The organism is Frigoribacterium sp. PhB118, from assembly GCF_003751725.1.
In the GTDB taxonomy this organism is placed as follows: Bacteria; Actinomycetota; Actinomycetes; order Actinomycetales; family Microbacteriaceae; genus Frigoribacterium.
The window spans coordinates 1,197,016-1,216,774 of record NZ_RKID01000001.1; the positions used below are offsets into that span (position 1 = coordinate 1,197,016).

At 71.0% G+C, this 19,759-nt stretch carries 22 protein-coding genes; 9 read left to right on the plus strand and 13 right to left on the minus strand.

Translation table 11 applies throughout. The features are described 5' to 3' along the window. Nucleotides 1–41 precede the first annotated feature (41 nt). Genes ccsB through EDF21_RS05480 form a run of 5 tightly spaced genes read right to left on the minus strand, consistent with a single transcriptional unit; the run spans nt 42 to nt 4,918 of the window. Nucleotides 42–1,058, minus strand: a complete 1,017-nt coding sequence (ccsB, locus tag EDF21_RS05460) for a c-type cytochrome biogenesis protein CcsB (RefSeq protein WP_123570536.1) — start codon at nt 1,056–1,058, stop codon at nt 42–44. Further along, a complete protein-coding gene (locus EDF21_RS05465) occupies nt 1,058–2,896 on the minus strand; it encodes a cytochrome c biogenesis protein ResB (protein WP_123570537.1) in 1,839 nt (612 codons plus the stop codon). The genes ccsB and EDF21_RS05465 overlap by 1 nt, the downstream gene beginning before the upstream one ends. Beyond that, entirely contained in the window at nt 2,880–3,644 is a 765-nt protein-coding gene (locus tag EDF21_RS05470) for a cytochrome c biogenesis CcdA family protein (protein WP_056046586.1), read from the minus strand. The genes EDF21_RS05465 and EDF21_RS05470 overlap by 17 nt, the downstream gene beginning before the upstream one ends. Continuing rightward, a complete protein-coding gene (locus EDF21_RS05475; protein WP_056046589.1) occupies nt 3,645–4,274 on the minus strand; it encodes a TlpA disulfide reductase family protein in 630 nt (209 codons plus the stop codon). Then, on the minus strand, nt 4,271–4,918 hold the full coding sequence (locus EDF21_RS05480; RefSeq protein ID WP_056046592.1) for a histidine phosphatase family protein: 648 nt from the start codon (nt 4,916–4,918) through the stop codon (nt 4,271–4,273). The genes EDF21_RS05475 and EDF21_RS05480 overlap by 4 nt, the downstream gene beginning before the upstream one ends. A 120-nt stretch (nt 4,919–5,038) precedes the next feature. Here EDF21_RS05480 and aspS point away from each other — a divergent pair, with 120 nt between their 5' ends. Continuing rightward, nucleotides 5,039–6,373 (plus strand): aspartate--tRNA(Asn) ligase, encoded by a 1,335-nt coding sequence (gene aspS / locus EDF21_RS05485; RefSeq protein WP_123570538.1) that lies wholly within the window; start codon nt 5,039–5,041, stop codon nt 6,371–6,373. Between the two features lie 78 nt (nt 6,374–6,451). Here the strand turns inward: aspS and EDF21_RS05490 are convergent, their stop codons facing one another. From EDF21_RS05490 to EDF21_RS17215, 4 genes are all read right to left on the minus strand, one after another. Continuing rightward, complete coding sequence (locus EDF21_RS05490; protein WP_123570539.1) at nt 6,452–6,718, minus strand: glutaredoxin family protein; 267 nt, start codon at nt 6,716–6,718, stop codon at nt 6,452–6,454. A gap of 90 nt (nt 6,719–6,808) precedes the next feature. Continuing rightward, nucleotides 6,809–6,907, minus strand: coding sequence for a 30S ribosomal protein bS22 (locus tag EDF21_RS05495; RefSeq protein ID WP_003792170.1), 99 nt, complete (start codon nt 6,905–6,907; stop codon nt 6,809–6,811). A gap of 107 nt (nt 6,908–7,014) precedes the next feature. Then, nucleotides 7,015–7,209 (minus strand): helix-turn-helix domain-containing protein, encoded by a 195-nt coding sequence (locus EDF21_RS05500; protein WP_043593002.1) that lies wholly within the window; start codon nt 7,207–7,209, stop codon nt 7,015–7,017. A gap of 113 nt (nt 7,210–7,322) precedes the next feature. Beyond that, nucleotides 7,323–7,859, minus strand: coding sequence for a helix-turn-helix transcriptional regulator (locus EDF21_RS17215; RefSeq protein WP_082460318.1), 537 nt, complete (start codon nt 7,857–7,859; stop codon nt 7,323–7,325). 27 nt (nt 7,860–7,886) lie between these two features. Between EDF21_RS17215 and EDF21_RS05510 the strand changes: the two genes are divergently transcribed. Beyond that, nucleotides 7,887–9,344 carry a TrkH family potassium uptake protein gene (locus EDF21_RS05510; RefSeq protein ID WP_056046599.1) on the plus strand — a complete coding sequence of 486 codons (1,458 nt, stop codon included), beginning with the start codon at nt 7,887–7,889 and terminating at the stop codon, nt 9,342–9,344. Then, complete coding sequence (locus EDF21_RS05515) at nt 9,337–10,008, plus strand: TrkA family potassium uptake protein (protein ID WP_043593005.1); 672 nt, start codon at nt 9,337–9,339, stop codon at nt 10,006–10,008. Before EDF21_RS05510 ends, EDF21_RS05515 begins: the two co-directional genes overlap by 8 nt. A gap of 4 nt (nt 10,009–10,012) precedes the next feature. Here EDF21_RS05515 and proC read toward each other — a convergent pair whose 3' ends face one another. Further along, entirely contained in the window at nt 10,013–10,864 is an 852-nt protein-coding gene (proC, locus tag EDF21_RS05520) for a pyrroline-5-carboxylate reductase (protein ID WP_123570540.1), read from the minus strand. A 46-nt stretch (nt 10,865–10,910) separates the two neighbouring features. On the opposite strand from proC, the gene EDF21_RS05525 reads away from it, so the two are divergent. Further along, entirely contained in the window at nt 10,911–11,873 is a 963-nt protein-coding gene (locus tag EDF21_RS05525) for a cation diffusion facilitator family transporter (RefSeq protein WP_123570541.1), read from the plus strand. A gap of 39 nt (nt 11,874–11,912) precedes the next feature. Here the strand turns inward: EDF21_RS05525 and EDF21_RS05530 are convergent, their stop codons facing one another. Continuing rightward, nucleotides 11,913–12,359 carry a nucleoside deaminase gene (locus EDF21_RS05530; RefSeq protein WP_123570838.1) on the minus strand — a complete coding sequence of 149 codons (447 nt, stop codon included), beginning with the start codon at nt 12,357–12,359 and terminating at the stop codon, nt 11,913–11,915. A 93-nt stretch (nt 12,360–12,452) separates the two neighbouring features. Between EDF21_RS05530 and upp the strand changes: the two genes are divergently transcribed. From upp to EDF21_RS05555, 5 genes are all read left to right on the plus strand, one after another. Continuing rightward, the gene (gene upp, locus EDF21_RS05535; RefSeq protein ID WP_043593011.1) at nt 12,453–13,085 is read left to right on the plus strand and encodes a uracil phosphoribosyltransferase; all 633 of its coding nucleotides are present in this window, start codon (nt 12,453–12,455) and stop codon (nt 13,083–13,085) included. Between the two features lie 499 nt (nt 13,086–13,584). Further along, on the plus strand, nt 13,585–14,361 hold the full coding sequence (locus EDF21_RS05540; RefSeq protein ID WP_123570542.1) for a winged helix-turn-helix domain-containing protein: 777 nt from the start codon (nt 13,585–13,587) through the stop codon (nt 14,359–14,361). Nucleotides 14,362–14,672: 311 nt separating this feature from the next. Then, a complete protein-coding gene (locus tag EDF21_RS05545; RefSeq protein WP_056046607.1) occupies nt 14,673–15,125 on the plus strand; it encodes a MarR family winged helix-turn-helix transcriptional regulator in 453 nt (150 codons plus the stop codon). Next, nucleotides 15,122–16,495 carry a deoxyribodipyrimidine photo-lyase gene (locus EDF21_RS05550; protein WP_123570543.1) on the plus strand — a complete coding sequence of 458 codons (1,374 nt, stop codon included), beginning with the start codon at nt 15,122–15,124 and terminating at the stop codon, nt 16,493–16,495. The genes EDF21_RS05545 and EDF21_RS05550 overlap by 4 nt, the downstream gene beginning before the upstream one ends. Before the next feature lie 26 nt (nt 16,496–16,521). Beyond that, nucleotides 16,522–17,946 (plus strand): serine hydrolase, encoded by a 1,425-nt coding sequence (locus tag EDF21_RS05555; RefSeq protein ID WP_158612858.1) that lies wholly within the window; start codon nt 16,522–16,524, stop codon nt 17,944–17,946. Between the two features lie 83 nt (nt 17,947–18,029). On the opposite strand, the gene EDF21_RS05560 is transcribed toward EDF21_RS05555, so the two are convergent. Both EDF21_RS05560 and EDF21_RS05565 read right to left on the minus strand, forming a co-directional pair. Further along, nucleotides 18,030–18,962, minus strand: a complete 933-nt coding sequence (locus EDF21_RS05560) for a carbohydrate kinase family protein (protein WP_158612859.1) — start codon at nt 18,960–18,962, stop codon at nt 18,030–18,032. Nucleotides 18,963–19,079: 117 nt separating this feature from the next. Continuing rightward, nucleotides 19,080–19,529: a DoxX family protein gene (locus EDF21_RS05565; RefSeq protein ID WP_123570546.1), complete on the minus strand. Its 450-nt coding sequence runs from the start codon at nt 19,527–19,529 to the stop codon at nt 19,080–19,082. Nucleotides 19,530–19,759: the final 230 nt, after the last annotated feature.

Below are 19,759 nucleotides of genomic sequence, written 5' to 3' on the forward strand. Positions count from 1 at the left end.
CCGTCGCACGCGGCGCCGGGCGACGCCACGGCGTCGGTGCGTCAGAGACCGGAGTACGCGTGGAGGCCCTTGAAGAAGACGTTGACGACCGAGAAGTTGAACATGACCGCGGCGAAGCCGATGATCGACAACCACGACGACCGGGCCCCGCGCCACCCACGGGTCGCCCGTGCGTGGATGTACCCGGCGTAGAGCACCCAGATGATGAAGGTCCAGACCTCTTTGGTGTCCCAGCCCCAGTAGCGACCCCACGCCCGCTCGGCCCAGATGGCGCCGGCGATGAGGGTGAAGGTCCAGAGGACGAAGCCGACGAGGGCGATGCGGTAGGCGAGGTCTTCGAGGCGCTCGGCGCCCGGGAGGGTGTCGAGGAAGCGCAGGCCGGCGAGCTTGGACTGCTCACGCTTCGTCTGCACGAGCTGGGCGGCCGAGAGCCCGGCGGCGATGGCGAAGAACGCCGTGCCGAGGATGGCCACGAAGACGTGGATCACCAGCCAGGCCGACTGGAGCGCCGGCGGCAGCGGCGAGACCGCCACGTAGTAGTTGACGGTGCCGATCGCGAGCAGCACCAGGTTGAGGCCCATGACGTACGCGCCGAGGAACCGCAGGTTCACCACCAGCTGGACGGCCAGGTAGACCCCGACGATGATCGCGGTGCCGGTCAGCGAGAACTCGAACATGTTCGCCCAGGGCACGCGACCGGCGGCCAGTCCACGCAGGACGACCGAGGAGACGTGGACGACGAACCCCAGGAGCATCATGGCGATGGCGACGCGCTCGAAGCTCGAGGCCTTGGCGCCCCCACCGGCGGCGGGGACCGCCCCGCCCGCTCCGCCCGACGGCCGGTCGAGGACGACGGTGCTGCCGCCCGACGACGAGCGCGAGACGGTGGTGGTCGCGAGGGCCTCGGCCTTGGCCTTGGCCGCACGGGCCGCCGCCTGCTGGGCGTCACCGGACCGCTTCGCCAGGTCGAGGGCGAAGGCCACGAACGAGATCGTGTAGATGGCCATCGCCGAGTACACGGCGACGAGCGAGTAGTAGGCGAGGTCGGCGGTCACCATCAGATCTTACGTCCGCGTCCCCCGGCGGCGGGGCCGGGTTTCTCGACGTCGTGACGGGCCGGGTCGTCGGCGACCTCGCGCGCGACGTCGGCCGGGACGCCCAGGCCGCCCAGGTGCGCCTTGGCGATGTCGCCGACGGCGCGTCCGAGCGTGGGGTCCTCGCCGCGGGCGAGCCCGGCGTACTCGAGCCGGACGCCGTCGCCGGTCTCGGTGGCCTTGACCCAGACCCGACGGCGCGGCACGAACAACGCGGTCAGCAGACCGGCGAACGAGAGCCCCGCGAACAACAGCACCCAGACCTGCGAGGGGTCGTGGTGGATGTCGAACGAGGCGAACCGCTTCACCCCGTCGAAGGTGATCGTGCCGAGACCGTCGGGGATCGTCGCCGTCTCGCCCGGGGTCAGCTGGACCGCTTTCTCTTGCGCGTCGTCGTCGGTGCCGGCCAGCGGGGTCAGACCATCCGTGTCGAGCGTGTAGACGGACGTCGGCACCCCGGCGTCCAGCCCGAGGTCGCCCGAGTAGACGTTCAGGCTGAGCACGGGGTTCGTGGTGTCCGGGTCGGTGGACGTCAGGGCCCCCGTGCCGTTGTCCGCCGCCGTGGGGTAGAAGAACCCGATCATGCCGAGCTGCCGGGGCAGGGCGTCGGGCACCTTGATGACGCCGAGCGAGGTGAGGTTGGTGTCCTGCGGCAGGAACGGGACCGTGTCCCGGAACGCGACGTTGCCCTCGCCGTCGCGCACCGTCACGTCGACCGCGTAGCCGTTGCCCAGCAGGTAGACGTTCGAACCGCCGATCGACAGGGGCGAGTTGACCTTGATCTGCGTCTTCTCGGCGTCGCCACCCCGCGCCTGCGCGGTGACGTCGGCGGTGAAGTCGGTGGCCATGCCGGCCGCGCCCGCGGTGTCGGGCGCGTACTCGGTCGAGAACCGGTCGAGCGCGATCGAGAAGGGCGACAGCTGTGCCTCGTCGAACCAGCGGCCCGGGTTGAACGAGTCGTAGGAGCCGAGCATGTTCGAGAAGGTCTGACCCTCGACGACCACGCGCTGGCCCGAGTAACCGAAGCCGCCGCCGACGCCGACGGTCAGGAGGACCCCGACGAGCGCCGAGTGGAACACCAGGTTGCCGGTCTCGCGCAGGTAGCCGCGTTCGGCGCTGACCGAGTCGCCGAAGACCTGCGTGCGGTAGCCGGAGCGCTTCAGCTGGGCCCGGGCCGCGTCGACGGCACGGGCGGCCGTGATCGAGGCCTCACCCGCGCCTCCTGCGGTCTCGAGCGTGATCGACCGGTACCCGGCCAGGCGCGACAACCGCGCGGGGGTCTTCGGGGGTCGAGCTCGCAGCGCCTCGAAGTGGTGCCGGGTGCGCGGGATGATGCAGCCGATCAGCGAGATGAAGAGCAGCAGGTAGACGGCCGAGAACCAGGGCGACGAGTAGGTGTCGAAGACGCCGAGCCTGTCGAGCACCGGGAACAGGTCGGGGTGGTCGGTGCGGTACTGGACCACGCCGTTGGGGTCGGAGGTGCGCTGCGGCACGAGCGAACCGGGGATCGCCGCGACGGCGAGCAGCATGAGCAGGAAGAGCGCGGTCTTCATGCTGGTCAGCTGTCGCCAGAAGAAGCGCAGGTAGCCGACGGGGCCGAGCTTCGGCTGCGTGATGCCCGCGCCGTCGGAGGCCGCCGGTCGGACCGAGTCGATGTGGTCGCTCGGGCGCAACGGGTCGCCGCCGACGTCGGTGGCGTCCGCGTCGGTCAACCCGGTGTCGCTCCGCCCGGTGTCGGTCCCGGCGGCCACCGAGGAGGCGCGGGTCGCGTCGCCCCCGTCGCGGTCAGACGATCGTGCCATAGGTCGCGATCACCGCCCCGACGTGTGACATGAGGCTGGACCAGAGGCCCGTGACCATGAGCAGACCGATGAGCACGAGCAGTGACCCTCCGACGATGTTGACGACGCGGATGTGCCGCTTGACGAACGAGATGGATCGTGACGCCCACCCGAAGCCGAGCGCGACGAGCAGGAACGGGACCCCGAGGCCGATGCAGTAGAAGGCCCCGAGCAGGACTCCCTGCCAGGCCGAGCCCGAGCCCAGGGCGAGCACCTGCACGGCGGCCAGGGTGGGTCCGATGCAGGGGGTCCACCCGATGCCGAAGACGATGCCGAGCAGGGGCGCCCCGGCGAGACCCGTCTTCGGGAGGAACCCGGGCTTGAGGGTGCGCTGCAAGAACGTGAACTGCCCGATGAAGACGAGACCGAGCAGGATCACCACGACGCCCATGACCCGGGTGACGACGTCGCGCCACTGGATCAACCAGAACCCCGCCGAGGCGAAGGCGAGCGAGGTGCCGACGAAGACGACCGAGAAGCCGAGGATGAACAGGACGACGCCGAGGACGAGCCGGCGGCGGTCGCGGCGCCGGGCCCTCGCCTCGGTCGCCCCCGTCGTCAGACCGCCGACGTAACCGAGGTACCCCGGCACGAGCGGCAGCACGCACGGCGACAGGAACGAGATGAGCCCCGCCAGCAGGGCAACCGGCAGGCCGACCGCGAGCTGACCGCCCACGACCGCGTCGAAGAAGGGATTGCCCTGGTACACCTAGGACGTCTCGGCGAGGGTGTCGGAGATCAGGGTGTCGAGGATGCCGGGCCCGTCGAGACCGCCCAGGATGCGCGCCGCGATGCGGCCCTGCTTGTCGAGGACGATCGTGGTCGGCACGGCGTTGGGCGCGATCGTGCCGGCGAGGGCGAGCTGGACCGCGCCGTCGTTGGCGTCGACGACCGACGGGTAGGTGACGTCGAAGGTGCGGGCGAAGGCCAGGGAGGTGTCGGCCTGGTCGCGCACGTTGACGCCGAGGAACTCGACGCCCTTGTCGGCGTAGGACTGGTTGAGCTTCTCCAGCTCCGGTGCTTCGAGACGGCAGGGCGGGCACGCCGCGTACCAGAAGTTGAGGACGACGACCTCGCCCTCGTGGTCGCTCCTCGAGACGGTCTCGCCGGCGTCCGTCTCGGCCGTGAACGCGACCGGGTCGGTGCGGTCCTCGGGCGCGATCTCGGTCACGGTGCCGTTGCCCGAGATGTAGTTCTCGGTGGTGCCGTTGCCGTACTGCTTCGCGAGGTCGTCGGCGGTGGACGAGCACCCCGTGGCGACGACGCCCAGGACTGCGGCGAGCGCGAGGCCCCGGACCACGAGTCGGGCTCGGGTCGGACGGATGGTCTTCTGGCTCACACTGCTCCCAGGTCGACGGCGGACTGGTTCAAGTGTGCAGCGGGTTCCTGGTAGCCGACCTCGACGAAGCCCCCCTCGCGGCGTTCGAGCGTCGTGATGCTCGAGAGGGTGCAGCGGCGGCGGCGCGGGTCGTGGAACAGGCGGGCGCCCGTCACGCTCCGGTGGACCATCCAGATGGGCAGCTGGTGGCTGACGAGCACGACGTCGCCCTCGTCGACGCTCGACCAGGCCTCGTCGACCGCCGAGAGCATGCGGGCGGCGATGCTCACGTAGGCCTCGCCCCAGCTCGGCTTCAGGGGGTTGACGATCCAGGGCCACTCGGCCGGCACCTTGAGCTGTTTCGCGATGGTGAAGTCGCTGCGACGACCCTCGTACTTGTTGCTCGGCTCGATCAGCCGCTCGTCGACCTGCGTCTCGAGCCCGAAGGCCGACGACCACGGCGCCGCGCTCTCGCGGGTGCGCTGGAGCGGTGAGGCCACGACGGCACGGACCGGGACGCCCTGCTCGTGGAAGGCGTCGGCCGAGGCGGCCGCCATCCGGTGGCCGAGGTCGCTCAGGCCGAACCCGTCGAGGCGGCCGTAGAGCACGTGCTCGGGGTTGTGCACCTCACCGTGCCGGACGAGGTGGATCTGCTGCGCGGGCATGCGGACGAGTCTAGGTCGGGACCGCCTGCACACCTCCCACACGGGAAGCCCCAAGCTCGCCGTGGTCCGGCGGGGCCGTCCGGCGGGTCGCGCGAGGCGGTGACTGTAAACTCGGGCCTCGTGATCGAACGCACCCTCATCAAAGACCTGTCCGCGCTGCCCGACGGACCCGTGACCGTGACCGGCTGGGTCGAGACGGTGCGCGACCAGAAGAAGGTGCAGTTCGTCGTCCTCCGCGACGAGACGGGCGCCCTTCAACTGGTCCGCCCCCGTACCGCGGCCGACGTGCTCGAGGCCGCGGGCGAGACCGACGACGTCGCCGACGCGATCTCGTCGCTGTCGCAGGGCAGCTTCGTCACCGTCACGGGCGAGCTCAAGCACGACGAGCGCGTCAAGCTCGGCGGCATCGAGGTCAAGGTCGAGACGCTCGTCATCGACTCGCTGGCCGACCCCGAGACCCCCATCGCCGCCGACAGCGGCATCGACAAGCGCCTCGACTGGCGCTTCCTCGACCTGCGCGTCCCCCGCAACGCCCTGATCTTCCGCGTGCAGACGACCTTCGAGCACGCCCTGCGCACCTGGTGGATCGAGCGTGACTACGTCGAGATCCACACCCCGAAGCTCATGGCGACCCCGAGCGAGTCGAACGCCGAGCTGTTCAAGGTCGACTACTTCGACGGTGTCGCCTACCTGGCGCAGAGCCCCCAGTTCTTCAAGCAGATGGCCCAGTCGGCCGGCTTCGGCAAGATCTTCGAGATCGCTCCGGTGTTCCGGGCCGACCCGTCGTTCACGTCGCGTCACGCGACCGAGTTCACGGGGGTCGACGCCGAGATCAGCTACGTCGAGAGCCACGAGGACGTCATGCAGATGCAGGAGCAGCTGCTGGCCTTCGCGTTCCAGGCCGTGGCCGACAAGCACGGCGCCGAGATCAGGGAGCTCTTCGACGTCGACGTCGTGGTGCCGACCGTGCCGTTCCCCCGCATCCCCTTGGCCGAGGCCAAGCGCATCGTGGCCGAGCGCGGCTACGAGGTGCCCCGAGCGGACGCCGACATGGACCCCGAGGGCGAGCGCCGCATCGCCGAGTACGTCGCGGAGGAGTTCGGACACGACTTCGTGTACCTGACGGACTACGACGCCTCGATCCGCCCGTTCTATCACATGCGTCATGACGACGACCCGCAGCTCACCAAGAGCTACGACCTCATCTACCGCGGCACCGAGATCACCACGGGTGCGCAGCGCGAGCACCGCATCGAGGTGCTCGAGCAGCAGATCCGCGAGAAGGGCATGAAGCCCGAAGAGCTCTCGAGCTACCTCGACTTCTTCCGCTACGGCGCCCCGTCGCACGGCGGCTTCGGCATGGGCCTCGCCCGGGTGCTGATGCTCATGCTGAACCAGGCCAACCTGCGTGAGGTGACCTTCCTCTTCCGCGGCCCCACGCGCCTCCAGCCGTAGCTCCTCACCACGGATCACAGAAGCCCCGACGAGAGCGTCTCGTCGGGGCTTCTCGTCGTCGTGCGCCGTCGGCCGTCCTCAGCGGACGGCCGCGCGGAGCGCCGTCCGCAGGCGCTCGGGCTCGACCCGCCAGATGGTGTGCACGCGACCGTCGATCAGGACGACCGGGATCTCTTCCGCGTACTCGGCGGTGAGCTCGGCGTCGTCGAGGATGTTCTGCTCGTCGACGACCATGCCGGCATCGACGAACTCGGCTTCGGCCAGCACGCCGTGCACCGCGGAACGGGCGTCGTCGCACAGGTGGCAGCCCGGCTTGGTCAGGAGGATGATTCGCGGTTCGGCCATGCCCTCAAGGGTAGCGAGGGCCGGCTGGCGCCCGGGCACGACGAAGGCCCCCGGCGACCGGTGGTCGGCGGGGGCCTTCGCGTCGAGCGACTACTTCTTGTTGCGACGCTGGTGACGAGTCTTGCGAAGCAGCTTGCGGTGCTTCTTCTTCGCCATGCGCTTGCGACGCTTCTTGATGACAGAACCCATAGAGGACCTCACTGATTTCTGGATTGGACCGACCGGGTCCGAAACAGAACCGCGGAAAAATGCCTCGGGCCAGTCTACTAGGACGGCCCGAGAAAGTCGAAGTGGGCCTACCCGACGTCGGCGATGCCGATTCGCAGCACGGCCGCGACGGCCGATTCCGGCACGCGGAAGGACCGCCCGAAGCGGATCGCCGGCAGCTCGCCCGAGTGGACCATGCGGTAGACCGTCATCTTCGACACGCGCATCATGTCGGCCACCTCGGCGACCGTGAGGAACCGCACATCCGACAGATCCTGCGACATGACCCTGCCTCGTCTCGGGCCCCGGGCGGGGCTGTGGAGCAGACGGGTGTTCCCCATGTGCCTGGGGGCAACTCTAGGGGCGCGTGTGACTCGGTGTAAAGGCGCCCGGGCCGCTACTGGCCGGTGCGTCCCCACCGCTTGCGGACGGGGTCGATGACGCGCTCGTCCAGGGCCCCGAGCGCGCTCTGGGCGTCGTGCAGGGCCGAGGAGGCGCGGTGCTGGGCCCCGGCCGCGTAGCGACCCAGCGTGCTCCCGACGTCCTCGGCGTCGGGCAGGTTCTCGGCCGCCCGCCGGAGCGGGGCGGGGACCGAGGCCCCGGCCCAGGCGGCGAAGGGCGTGCTGGCCAACGCCTCGGAGGTCAGCGAGTCGGCACTGACGAACGGGATCAACCAGTCCTCGACGACCTCGAGCGGCCCCGACTCGAGCGAGTAGTACCGGTGCTGCCCTTCTTCGCGGACGCGCACCAGACCGGCCTCGCGCAGCACCCGGAGGTGCTTCGAGACGGTCGGCTGGCTGACGCCGAGGGACGTGACCATCTCACCCACGCTGATGTCGGCATTGGCGGAGTCGGTCGACAGCGAGGCGTCGAGCAGCACCTTCAAGAGGTCTCGGCGGGTGGCGTCGGCGATCACGGCGAAGATGTCCGGCATGCGACCAGCGTAGTGACCCGGGATAGCATGACCGTCGTGACTCGCGCCCCCGTCGCCGGTCGACGCCGCCCCTCGGACCCCGGCCGCTCGCCCTGGCGCAGACTCAGCGACGCGATCGACGACATCGGTCGCAAGTCGCCCGCGCGCTTCGCCATCCTGATCTTCACCGGCCTCATCGTCGTCTTCACCCTGCTGTTCTCGCTGCCGATCGCCTCGGCCGACCGGACGATCACCCCGCTGGCCGACTCCGTGTTCACGGCCGTCTCGGTCATCTGCGTGACCGGCCTCGCGACGGTCGACATGGCCACCCACTGGTCCCTGTTCGGCCACGTCGTCATCTTCGTCGGCGTGCAGATCGGGGCGATCGGCGTGCTCACGCTCGCGTCGATCATGGGCCTCGTCGTCTCGCGCAAGCTCGGCCTCCGCGCCCGGCTCATGGCCGCCGGCGACCAGAACCCGCTGCGGGTGCACGCCGGCCCGGTGCCCGAGGGTCAGGCCGTGCGGCTCGGCGAGATCGGTGGCCTGCTGACGACGGTGGCCCTCAGCTCGTTCGTGATCCAGCTCGTCATCGCGGTGCTGATGATCCCCCGCATGCTGATCGACGGCATCCCCGTCGGCGACGCGGTGCTCGACAGCTTCTACTACTCGGCGATGGCCTTCACGAACACCGGGTTCACGCCCAACGCCGAGGGTCTGGCCGCGTTCGAGAACGACTACTGGTTCCTCAGCCTGATCATGGTCGGGGTCTTCCTCGGCAGCATCGGGTTCCCGGTGATCTACGCCCTGGCCCGGAACCCCCGCAACCCCCGGCGCTGGTCCGTCCACGTCAAGCTGACCCTGCTGACGACGGCGATCCTCATCGTGTTCGGCATGGTGCTCTACATCGTCCTCGAGTTCGACAACCCGAAGACGTTCGGCGGCATCGAGGCCGGCCCGACGGTGTTCCAGTCCCTGTTCCTCAGCATGATGACGAGGTCGGGCGGTTTCTCGACGATCCAGATCTCCGACCTGAACGGATCGTCGCTCCTCGTCACCGACATGCTCATGTTCATCGGCGGCGGCTCGGCGTCGACCGCCGGAGGCATCAAGGTCACGACGCTCGCGGTGCTGTTCCTGGCGGCCTTCGCGGAGGCGCGCGGCCAGCGGTCGATGGAGGCCTTCGGCCGCCGCATCCCCAGCGACGTCCTGCGCCTGGCCGTCAGCGTCGTCCTCTGGGGCGCCACGATCGTCGCCGTGTCGAGCATCCTGATCATGCACATCACGAAGGAGCCCCTCGACCACGTGCTGTTCGAGTCCATCTCGGCGTTCGCCACCTCGGGGCTCAGCACCGGCCTGACCGACCGCCTGCCGGACTCGGCGAAGTACATCCTGGCGGTCACGATGTGGATGGGCCGCGTTGGTACAGTGACACTCTCCGTCGCCCTGGCCGCCAGCCAACGACGCCAGCTGTTCACCCGAGCCGAGGAGCGACCGATCGTTGGTTGACAAGATCAAGCACGACGCCCCGGTGCTCGTCATCGGCCTCGGACGCTTCGGCGCCGCGACCGCCGGACAGCTCGAACGGCAGGACCGTGACGTGCTCGCCGTCGACACCGACGCCGGGCTCGTGCAGAAATGGGCCGACCGCGTGACGCACGCGGTGCAGGCCGACGCCCGGAGCATCGACGCCCTCAAGCAGATCGGCGCGCAGGACTTCTCGATCGCGGTCGTCGCCGTCGGCTCGTCCATCGAGGCCAGCGTGCTCATCACGGCCAACCTGGTCGACCTGAAGGTGCCGCAGATCTGGGCGAAGGCGATCAGCCAGTCGCACGGCAAGATCCTCGCCCGCATCGGCGCAAACCACGTCATCTACCCCGAGCGCGAGGCCGGCGAGCGCGTCGCGCACCTCGTCTCGGGCCGGATGCTCGACTACATCGAGTTCGACGACGCCTTCGCGATCGTCAAGATGTATCCGCCGAAGCCCGTCCGCGGTGCCTCGTTGGCCGCGTCGAACATCCGCAAGAAGTACGGCATCACGATCGTCGGCGTCAAGAGCCCCGGTGGGGCGTTCGTCGAGGCGACCCCCGAGACGGTCATCAGCAACCACGACCTGATCATCGTGTCGGGCGACAGCCGCGCCATCGAGCGCTTCGCCGCCCTCGAGGGCTGATCGCCTAGCGCCCTTCGGCGATCTCGCGGTTGCGGGCCAGGGCCGCCTGGGTCGCCCGCTCGAACAGCTCGAGCAGACCACCGTCGGCGAGTTCGGCCACGGCGCGCTCGGTCGTTCCGCCAGGGCTCGTGACACCGCGACGGAGTTCGGCGGGTGCGGCGTCGGCCGGCAGGACGTCGCTCGTCGCGAGCAGCTCGCTCGCGCCACGGAACGTGCCCTGCACCAGGGTGGCGGCCTGCGCGCGGGTGAAGCCCAACGCGACCGCCGCCTCCTGCAGTTGCTCGACGAGGTAGAAGACGTACGCGGGGCCCGAACCCGAGATCGTGCTGAGCGCGTCGATCTGCGCCTCGGGGACGACCACGACGTCGCCGACGACGGCGAAGAGCGACCGGGCCAGGGCCAGGTCGGCGTCGGTCGAGCGCGACCCGGCGCTCAGGCCGGTCACCCCGAGACCGACGTGCGACGGCGTGTTCGGCATGGAGCGCAGCACCGACACGGACTCGGGCAGCGCCGCCTCCATCGTGGCCGTCGTCACGCCGGCGGCCAGGCTCACGACGACGGCGCCCGCGTCGAGCACGGGACCGATCTCGTGCAGCAGGTCGACCACCATGTGCGGCTTCACGCCGATCAGCACCAGCCGCGCACCGACGACCGCGGAGGAGTTGGCGCTCGGGTCGGTCTCGGTGGCGAGGGAGGTGACCCCGCCGTGCCGCAGCGCGCGGGCCTTGACCTCGGTGCGGTTCGTCACCCGCACGCCCCCGTCGACGGACACCTCGGGGCGCAGCAGGCCCTGCAGGATCGCGCCGCCCATCGAGCCGGCTCCGAGAATCGCTGTGGTGGGGAGGGTGGTGACCATCCGGCCATCCTAGGATCGACCAGGACCACACGAGGGGATCGAACCGATGAGCAGTCACGGCGGCAACAAGGCGATCATCGCCGCACTCAGCGCGAACCTGGGCATCGCGGTGACGAAGTTCATCGCCTGGGCGTTCTCGGGGTCGTCGTCCATGCTCGCCGAGGGCGTCCACTCCCTGGCGGACTCGGGCAACCAGCTCCTGCTGCTGCTCGGTGGCCGCAAGGCGAAGAAGGCCGCCGACGCCGACCACCCCTTCGGCCACGGGCGCGAACGCTACGTCTACGCGTTCGTCGTCTCGATCATCCTGTTCAGCGTCGGTGGCGTGTTCTCGCTCTACGAGGGCGTCGAGAAGCTGCGCGAGCCGCACCCCCTCGAGGTGCCCTGGCTGCCCGTCCTCGTGCTCGCCATCTCGCTCGCCCTCGAGGGGTTCTCGCTGCGCACCGCGATCCGCGAGTCCCGCCCGAGCAAGGGTCAGCAGAGCTGGGTCGCGTTCGTGCGCCGGGCCAAGGCCCCCGAGCTGCCGGTCGTGCTGCTCGAGGACGCCGCCGCGCTGCTCGGCCTGTCGTTCGCCATGATCGGCGTCGTGCTCACCTGGATCACCGGTGACGGCGTCTTCGACGCGATCGGCACCCTCGCGATCGGCGTGCTGCTCGTCGCGGTGGCCGTGATCCTCGGCATCGAGACGAAGAGCCTGCTCGTCGGCGAGGGCGCCTCGGCCGAGGACGTCCAGAAGATCCGCGCCGCGATCACGGGCGGGCCCGAGGTCGAGTCGATCATCCACATGAAGACCCTCTACCTCGGTCCCGACGAGCTGCTCGTCGGCGTCAAGGTCGCGATGCCCGGCCGCACGGTGCTGGCCGACGTCGCGAGCGCCATCAACGCCGTCGAGTCGCGCATCCGCGAGGCCGTGCCGATCGCCCGCGTCATCTACGTCGAACCCGACGTCTGGGTCAAGCCGGGCCAGGTCGACCCGCCGACCGACGCGATCGTCATCCGCGCGGCCGACTGACCCGAGGAGGCGCGGATCGGCCCTCGGGGTCGGCCCGCCTCAGTGCCCCTCGACGACGCGCCGCGCGGCGAAGAAGTCGTCCAGCCGAGCCCGGCACTCGGCCTCGCGCACGCCGGCGTACACCTCGGCGCGGTGCGGGAGCCTGCGGTCGCGGACGATGTCGTAGACGCTGCCCGCGCCTCCTGCCTTGTCGTCCCAGGCCCCGTAGACGAGCCGCGGGACCCGGGCGGCGAGCAGGGCCCCGGCGCACATGGGGCACGGTTCGAGGGTGACCACGAGCGTCGTGCCGGTGAGGTGCCAGTCGCCGGTGTGCGCCGCGGCGGCCCGCAGCGCGATCACCTCGGCGTGGGCGGTCGGGTCCTGCCGCAGCTCGCGTTCGTTCCGACCGGTCGCGATGACCAGGCCGTCGGCGTCGACCACCACGGCACCGACCGGCACGTCGGCCGAGACGCGGCACGCGTCGGCCTCGGCGAGGGCGAGCGACATCCAGTCGTCGAACTCGGGCGGGACGGCGATCACGGGGCCTCTGCGGGGTCGGGACGGCTCACGGAACCGGTCGGCTCCGCTACCGTTGAGCCTATGCGAGTGCACGTAGCGGACCACCCCCTGATCACCCACAAGCTGACCGTGCTCCGCGACAAGAGCACACCCTCCCCCACCTTCCGGGCGCTGACCGAAGAACTCGTCACGCTGCTGGCCTACGAGGCCACGCGCGACGTCCGCACCAGCCCCGTCGACATCGAGACCCCGGTCGGTCCGACCACGGGTCTCGAGATCAGCCAGCCGCGACCCCTCGTCGTGCCGATCCTGCGAGCCGGCCTCGGCATGCTCGAGGGCATGACCAAGCTCGTCCCCACGGCCGAGGTCGGATTCCTCGGCATGGTGCGCGACGAAGAGACCCTCCAGCCCACGACCTACGCCGAGCGTCTGCCCGACGACCTCTCGAACCGTCAGTGCTTCGTGCTCGACCCGATGCTCGCCACCGGCGGTTCGCTCATCGCGGCGATCGACTACCTGCTCGACCGCGGCGCCGTCGACGTCACGGCGGTCTGCATCCTGGCCGCGCCCGAGGGCCTGGCCGCCGTCGAGAAGGCGATGGAGGGCCGCGACGTCCACGTCGTGCTGGGCGCCGTCGACGAGAAGCTCAACGAGCAGGGCTACATCGTGCCGGGCCTCGGCGACGCGGGCGACCGCCTCTACGGGCTCGCCTGACCCCCGTCGCCCCGACGCCCCGGACCGCGCCTCCTCGACCGCAGGAGGCGCGGTCCGGCGTTTCCGGGCCGCTCACGGTGCCGGAACGCGAACGTCGCTTGACATCGCGACGCGGGGTGTAACAAGATCGACCCCATGACTAACAGTGTGCTCACCCCGACCTCTCGTGAGGCCCTCGGGAGCACCGGCATGATGATGCCGATGCACGCTGTCATGTGTCGAATGTGTGCCTGATCCGGTCACACACCTCGCCGAGTCGAAGCTGCTGACACCGCCAGCTGAGCTCGTGACCCCACCCGGTCACTGAGCCACCGACTCCAGGATGCCCCGCGTCGCCACCCTCGACGCGCATCCCGAACGGTGCATCGCACCGACTGCTCGTGACGTACGGCACCATCGCCGGCGGGATCGAGCACCGACACACATCGAGCAGTCCCTCCGCACCCGGCGACCCGTCGGCCAGAGGGACCGCCGCCGTCACGCAAGGACCCCGCCTGTCATGTCCCTCATCCTCGACCGCCCCGTCACCGCCACCCGCACCGTCTCGCCCGCCCGTTCCGCCGCCCCGACGCCCCTCCGCGAGGTCGCGCCCGCCCTCTCGGCCGCCCCCAGCGACGCGTCCGTCGTCGCGAGTTCCGTTGCTCCCGCGGCACCTCGACCCCGCGCCGTGCCCGAGGGCACCGAGGCCCGCGGCTTCGTCCTCTACGTCGGGCTCGACGAGCTCAAGGCCGCCGCCGACGGCACCTCGCTCGGCGACGTCGTCTCGCAGATCAAGGAGCTCGTCGGACGGATCGCCCCGTCGGCCGAGACGCACGCCGCCGTGGCCCTCGCCCCCGAGGGGGCCGGCGGCCGAGACGTCGAGGTCGTCCGCCTGGCCCTGCAGGACCCGGCCGCCCTGGCGAAGCGCCGACAGGTCAGCGAGGACGACGAGCCCGGTGCCCGTGGCGGCGTCGTCGTCGACATCTCGCGCAAGCGCCTGCTGCTGGACGGCGACGTGGCTCCCCTGACCTACAAGGAGTTCGAGCTGCTGCAGTACCTCGTCCTGCGCGAGGGCCGCACCATCGAACGAGCAGAGCTGATCTCGAGCCTCTGGGCCGACGGCGACGACGAGGTGCCGAACGAACGCACCATCGACGTGCACGTCCGTCGACTGCGGTCGAAACTCGGCGCCTTCGAGGACATCGTCCGCACCGTCCGCGGGGTCGGCTACCGGTTCGACCGCCACGCGGACGTCTCGATCCGTCACGCGTCGACCCCGTCGCCCGACGTGTTCTGAGCCCCGTCCGGCACACGCGCCGGCCGCGAGGCGGCTCGGTGCGAGTTCCCAGGAATTCCTCGGGTCCACCCCTGGACCACCGTTACCGATCCGTTATAGATTGTGTCTCGCCGACGTCGTTTGCTGTGGCGGCCGAGGCGGAATGTGATTGCAGGACACTCCTGGTGCAAGGGAAGAGGGCCGGTCGCCATCGGGCGACCGGCCCTCTGTCGTGTACCCCCGGGTACACGCTCGCTCGTCGCCGCCCCCGCGCGTCGGCCCGAGGTCGGTGGCCTTTCGTAGACTCGACCTCGACGAACGTGAGGGACGACATGAGCGAGACATCGATGGCCGTGGGGGCCTGGGAAGCCCTGTTCCGGGCCCAGGTCAGCGTCATGCGTGAACTGACCGAGTGCTTCCCGACCCACGAGATCTCGTTCAACGAGTACGACGTGTTGTTCAACCTGTCCAACCAGCCCGATCGGCGGGCCCGCATCCGCGACCTGACCCGCCACCTGTTGCTGACGCAGCCGAGCATCAGCCGTCTCGTCGACCGACTGGCGTCGAAGGGCATCGTCGAGAAGGCCTCCGACCCCGGCGACGGCCGGGGCATCATCGTGACCATGACGGACGAGGGCTACGACCTCTACCGGCGCACGGCGGTCAGCCACGCCGAGGCCATCCGTCGTCGCGTGGGCGGAGCACTCGACGACGACGAACTGGCCTCGCTCGCCGATCTGTGCACCAAGCTGCGGCTCGGCACGCCGGTCGGGACGAACGCATGACCTCTCCCTCCATCGTCTGGTTGCGCGACGACCTGCGCCTCGCCGACAACCCCGCCCTCGTGGCCGCCGTCGAGCGCGGCGAGCCGGTCGTCGTCCTCTTCCTGCTCGACGACGAGACCGACGGCCTCCGCCCCCTCGGCGGGGCCTCACGCTGGTGGCTGCACCACAGCCTCGCCGCCCTCGCCGAATCGCTGCAGGCCGTCGGTGGGCGACTCACGCTGCGCCGGGGTCCCCAGGCACGCGAACTCCCCCGTCTCGTCGACGAGGTGGGCGCGGGTGCCGTCTTCTGGAACCGCCGGTACGGTCTGGCCGCCCGCGACGCCGACGCCGGGCTCAAGTCGTCGCTGCGCGAGCGTGGGCTCGACGTGCGCAGCTTCCAGGCGAACCTCATGTTCGAACCGTGGACCATCCAGACCGGGCAGGGCCAGCCCTTCAAGGTCTTCACGCCGTTCTGGCGCGCCTGCCTCGACCGACCCGAACCCCGCCACCCCGAGGCGGCCCCCGACGAGCTGCACGTCCCCCACGCGACGCCCGACAGCGACGACCTCGACTCGTGGGCGCTGCTGCCCACGACCCCCGACTGGTCGGCCGGCCTGCGCGACGCCTGGACCCCGGGCGAGGCGTCGGCCCTCGACACCCTCGAACGTTTCGCCACCGGCCACCTGGCCGACTACGGCCTGCGCGACGAGCCGGCCCAAGAGGCGACGAGCCACCTCTCGCCGCACCTCCGCTTCGGCGAGGTCAGCCCGTTCCAGGTCTGGCACCGCATGCGCGGCGACCTGGCACCCGACGCCCGAGAACAGGCCTCGGGCTTCCTGCGCGAACTCGTGTGGCGCGAGTTCAACCACACCGTCCTCTTCGCGAACCCGCACCTCGCCACGAAGAACTACCGGCCGGAGTTCGACGCGTTCCCGTGGCACGAACTCGAACCCGGCGAACTCGAGGCGTGGCAGCAGGGCACGACCGGCATCCCGCTGGTCGACGCGGGCATGCGAGAGCTGTGGACGACCGGGTACATGCACAACCGGGTGCGCATGGTCACGGCGAGCTTCCTGGTCAAGAACCTGCTGGCCGACTGGCGGGTGGGCGAGCAGTGGTTCTGGGACACCCTGGTCGACGCGGACGAGGCGAACAACCCCGCGAACTGGCAGTGGACGGCCGGCTCGGGCGCGGACGCGGCCCCGTACTTCCGCGTGTTCAACCCCGTCCTGCAGGCCGACAAGTTCGACAAGCACCGCGACTACGTGCGGCGCTGGGTCCCCGAGGTCGACACCGACTCGTACCCCGAGCCCATGGTCGACCTCAAGGCCTCCCGCCGGGCCGCGCTCGACGCCTACGAAGCCATGCGCCGCACCACGCGCACCGAATGACCCCGCCCCTCGAGAGGACCGCCTCCGTGACGACGTCATCACGACCCGACCGCACCGAACCACCCACGGGGATCGACGCCGTGTTCGCCGCACGCGCTCCCGAGCGGCGCGGCCCGAGCGCCGTGTGGGCGACCTTCGACCGTTCGGGCGTCACGCACGACGGCTCCTACGGCCAGGTCGCCCCCGGCACCGCGCCCGGTGTCGACACGGCGTACCGCATCGCCTCGTGCACGAAGAGCTTCACCGCCACAGCCCTGCTCGCCCAGCGCGACGCCGGGCTCGTGTCCCTCGACGCACCGATCACCGACTTCGTGCCCGCCTTCGCCGACGTGGCCCTGCCCACCGCCGACTCCCCCGTGCCGACCCTGCGCATGCTCCTGACCATGTCGGCCGGCTTCCCCACGGACGATCCGTGGGGCGACCGGCAAGAATCCCTCACCGACGACGGACTCGACGCCCTGCTGCGGGCCGGGCTCAGCTTCGACAGCGTGCCGGGCACCACCTTCGCCTACTCCAACCTCGGCTTCGCCCTCGTGGGCCGGGCGATCGCGGCCGTCGCCGGCAAGCCCTACCGTGAGGTCGTCGAGTCGACGATCCTCGAACCGCTCGGCCTGACGGCCACCGGCTTCGAGGCGACCGTGCGAGCGACGGGCGGCGTCGCGATCGGCCATCGCCGCACCTCCGACGGGGGTGACCCCCTGCCGTTCTCAGGCCCGGGCGCGTTCTCGCCGATCGGCGGCTTGTTCAGCACCGTGACCGACCTGGCGCGCTGGGCGCGCTGGCTGGGTTCCGCCTTCGACCCCGAGGGCCGCGGCGACCTCGACGACATCCTCTCGCGCGCCTCCCGACGCGAGATGCAACAGGTGCAGCGTTTCGTCCCCGCCCGGGTCGGGCACCCCGGCGGCTACGGGTTCGGCCTGTTCGTCGAGCACTACCCCGACCACGGCCCCGTCGCGTCGCACAGCGGGGGCTACCCCGGGTTCTCGGCCCACATGCGCTGGCAGACCGCGACCGGCCTCGGCGCGATCGGGTTCGAGAACGCGACCTACTCGAAGGTCTCCGAGCCGATCGGGCTCGCGCTCGACGGCCTGATGGCCGAGCGCCCCGACGCCCGCGTCGTCGTGCGGCCGTGGCCCGAGACGTCGGCGGCCCGCGAGGCGGTCGAGGCCGTCGTCCTCGGCGGCGCCGTACCCGACGGGTTGTTCAGCGAGAACGTCGAGGCGGACCTGCCGCTCGACCGACGCCGCGCCTCCTGGGCCGCCGCCGTCGAGTCCGTGGGCGGCTGGGACGACGACGGCGAGGCATCGCCGCCCGACGAGTCGTCCGCGCCCTCGCACGTCGTCTGGCGACGACGGGGAGTCCGGGGCGTCGTCCGGTTCGAGATCCGGCTCACCCCCGAGCGTCCGCCCCGGGTCCAGACCGTGTTGGTGAGCGCCGAGAGCGCACGGTAGCCGAGGGCTCGTCGAGCCAGGCGTCGTCAGCCGGGCCAGGCGTCGTCACGCGGGCCACGCGTCGTCACGCGAGCCCGACGCGGTCACGCGGGCGGCCGACCTCCGGCGACCCCGGCGGCCCGGGCGGCGGCACGGGATCCACTCCGACCCGAGACCCCCAGGCTGCCCGTCGTCGCCCACGCGGCGATGAACCCGGCCGAGAACGCGTCCACGAGGCCCACCGAGTCGACCCAGCGCGAGACGACCCCGTCGACCACGACCGGTTGCTGCCCCCGCGAGACCACGACGGCACCCCCGTCGTCGGCGACGATCGCGACCACGCCGACCTGCTCGGCGAGCGCCGTCGCCGAGGCGACCGGGTCGTCCAGCCCGGTGAGCTCGCGAGCGGTCTCGTCCGACGGGAAGAACAGGTCGGCTCCGTGGACGGCCGCGAGGAACGCCGGCGCCCCGAAGCGGCGGACGATCGAGGCGCTGCCCGGGGCGACCGAGACGAGCGCCCCCGCCTCCCGAGCCCGTCCCACGAGGCGTCGGAGGGCGACGGGGCTGCGGGACTGGGCGACGGTGTAGCCCGTGAAGTGCACGAGACCGGCCCCGGCGACCAGGTCGTCGGGGACGTCGTCGGGGCTCAGCGAGGCACCGGCCCCCCGATCGGTGAACATGATGCGCGACGAGCCGTCGACGGTGATGACGACCGTGCCCGTCGGGTCGTGGGCGTCGTAAGACAGACGGGCGACGACCCCCGCGTTGGCGAGCAGTTGCGCGTGGCGTTGCAGGTCGGCCGTGCCGACCCGACCGACGAACGAGACCTCGACCCCCAACGACCCGAGCCACGCCGCCGTGTTCGCCGCCGAACCCCCGGCCCGGTGCCGGATGGTGGCGGCCGTCTCGGTCCCGGTGCCGTCCTCCGGCCGGGGAGTGACGATGATGTCGTCGAGGACGTCCCCGAAGACGAGGACGGGCGACCCGGTGCGGGGTCGGCCGCCGGAGCGGCGGAAGCGGTCGCTGGCGGGGATCATCGGCATCCAGCCGACCACGGATCGGGGGCCGGGACGGGACGAGGAGGCGCAAATCACCCTCGCGGGTGCGTCACGTTCACCCGTCCCGGCCTCGCGCCCGACCCGCTCGGCCCCGACTCAGACGGTGGCGGGCAGCGGGGCCGGGGCCTCGCGACGGGCGCGCCGGCCCCGGACGACCAGGGCGTCGAGGGCGAAGCGGCCCGGCCCCGTGAGCACGACCGCGACGGAGACGACCGCCAGGACGAGGACGTACTCGAACCCACCCGTCGTCGAGTAGAAGCCGTTCGGCAGGTGGACGGCGACCAGGGCGACGACCGCCGTCACCGCCAGGAGCGCGGCGGTGACACGGGTGGCGACGCCGACCACGAGCGCGACGCCACCGGCGAGCTCGGTGACGGCCGCGACCGGGGCGGCGACCTCGGCGAGCGGGATGCCCATGCCCCCGAAGGCGCCCTGCGTCGCGGCGAGGCCGTCGACGGCGAGCTTCTGCCAGCCATGGGCGACGAACACGACCCCGAGGACGACGCGGACGAGGAGGAGGCCGAGGGACGAGAGAGCTGACGACACGAGGTGCCTTTCGGTCGGGGACGGGGTCGTGGCACGTCGTCGGGCCCCTCGCCACGGTAGGAGGTGACGCGTCACCGACCGGGGTCGTGGAGATCCCTGCCAGGCCTTCGCCAGAGCCTTGTCAGGCTCGGGTGGGGCATCCGGGGGACGCGGGGACGCGTCGCGAGGGCGGTTCGGCGGACGCGTGGCGTGCCCCGCGGGCGCTGTCGGTGGTCCCGGGCAGGATCGGG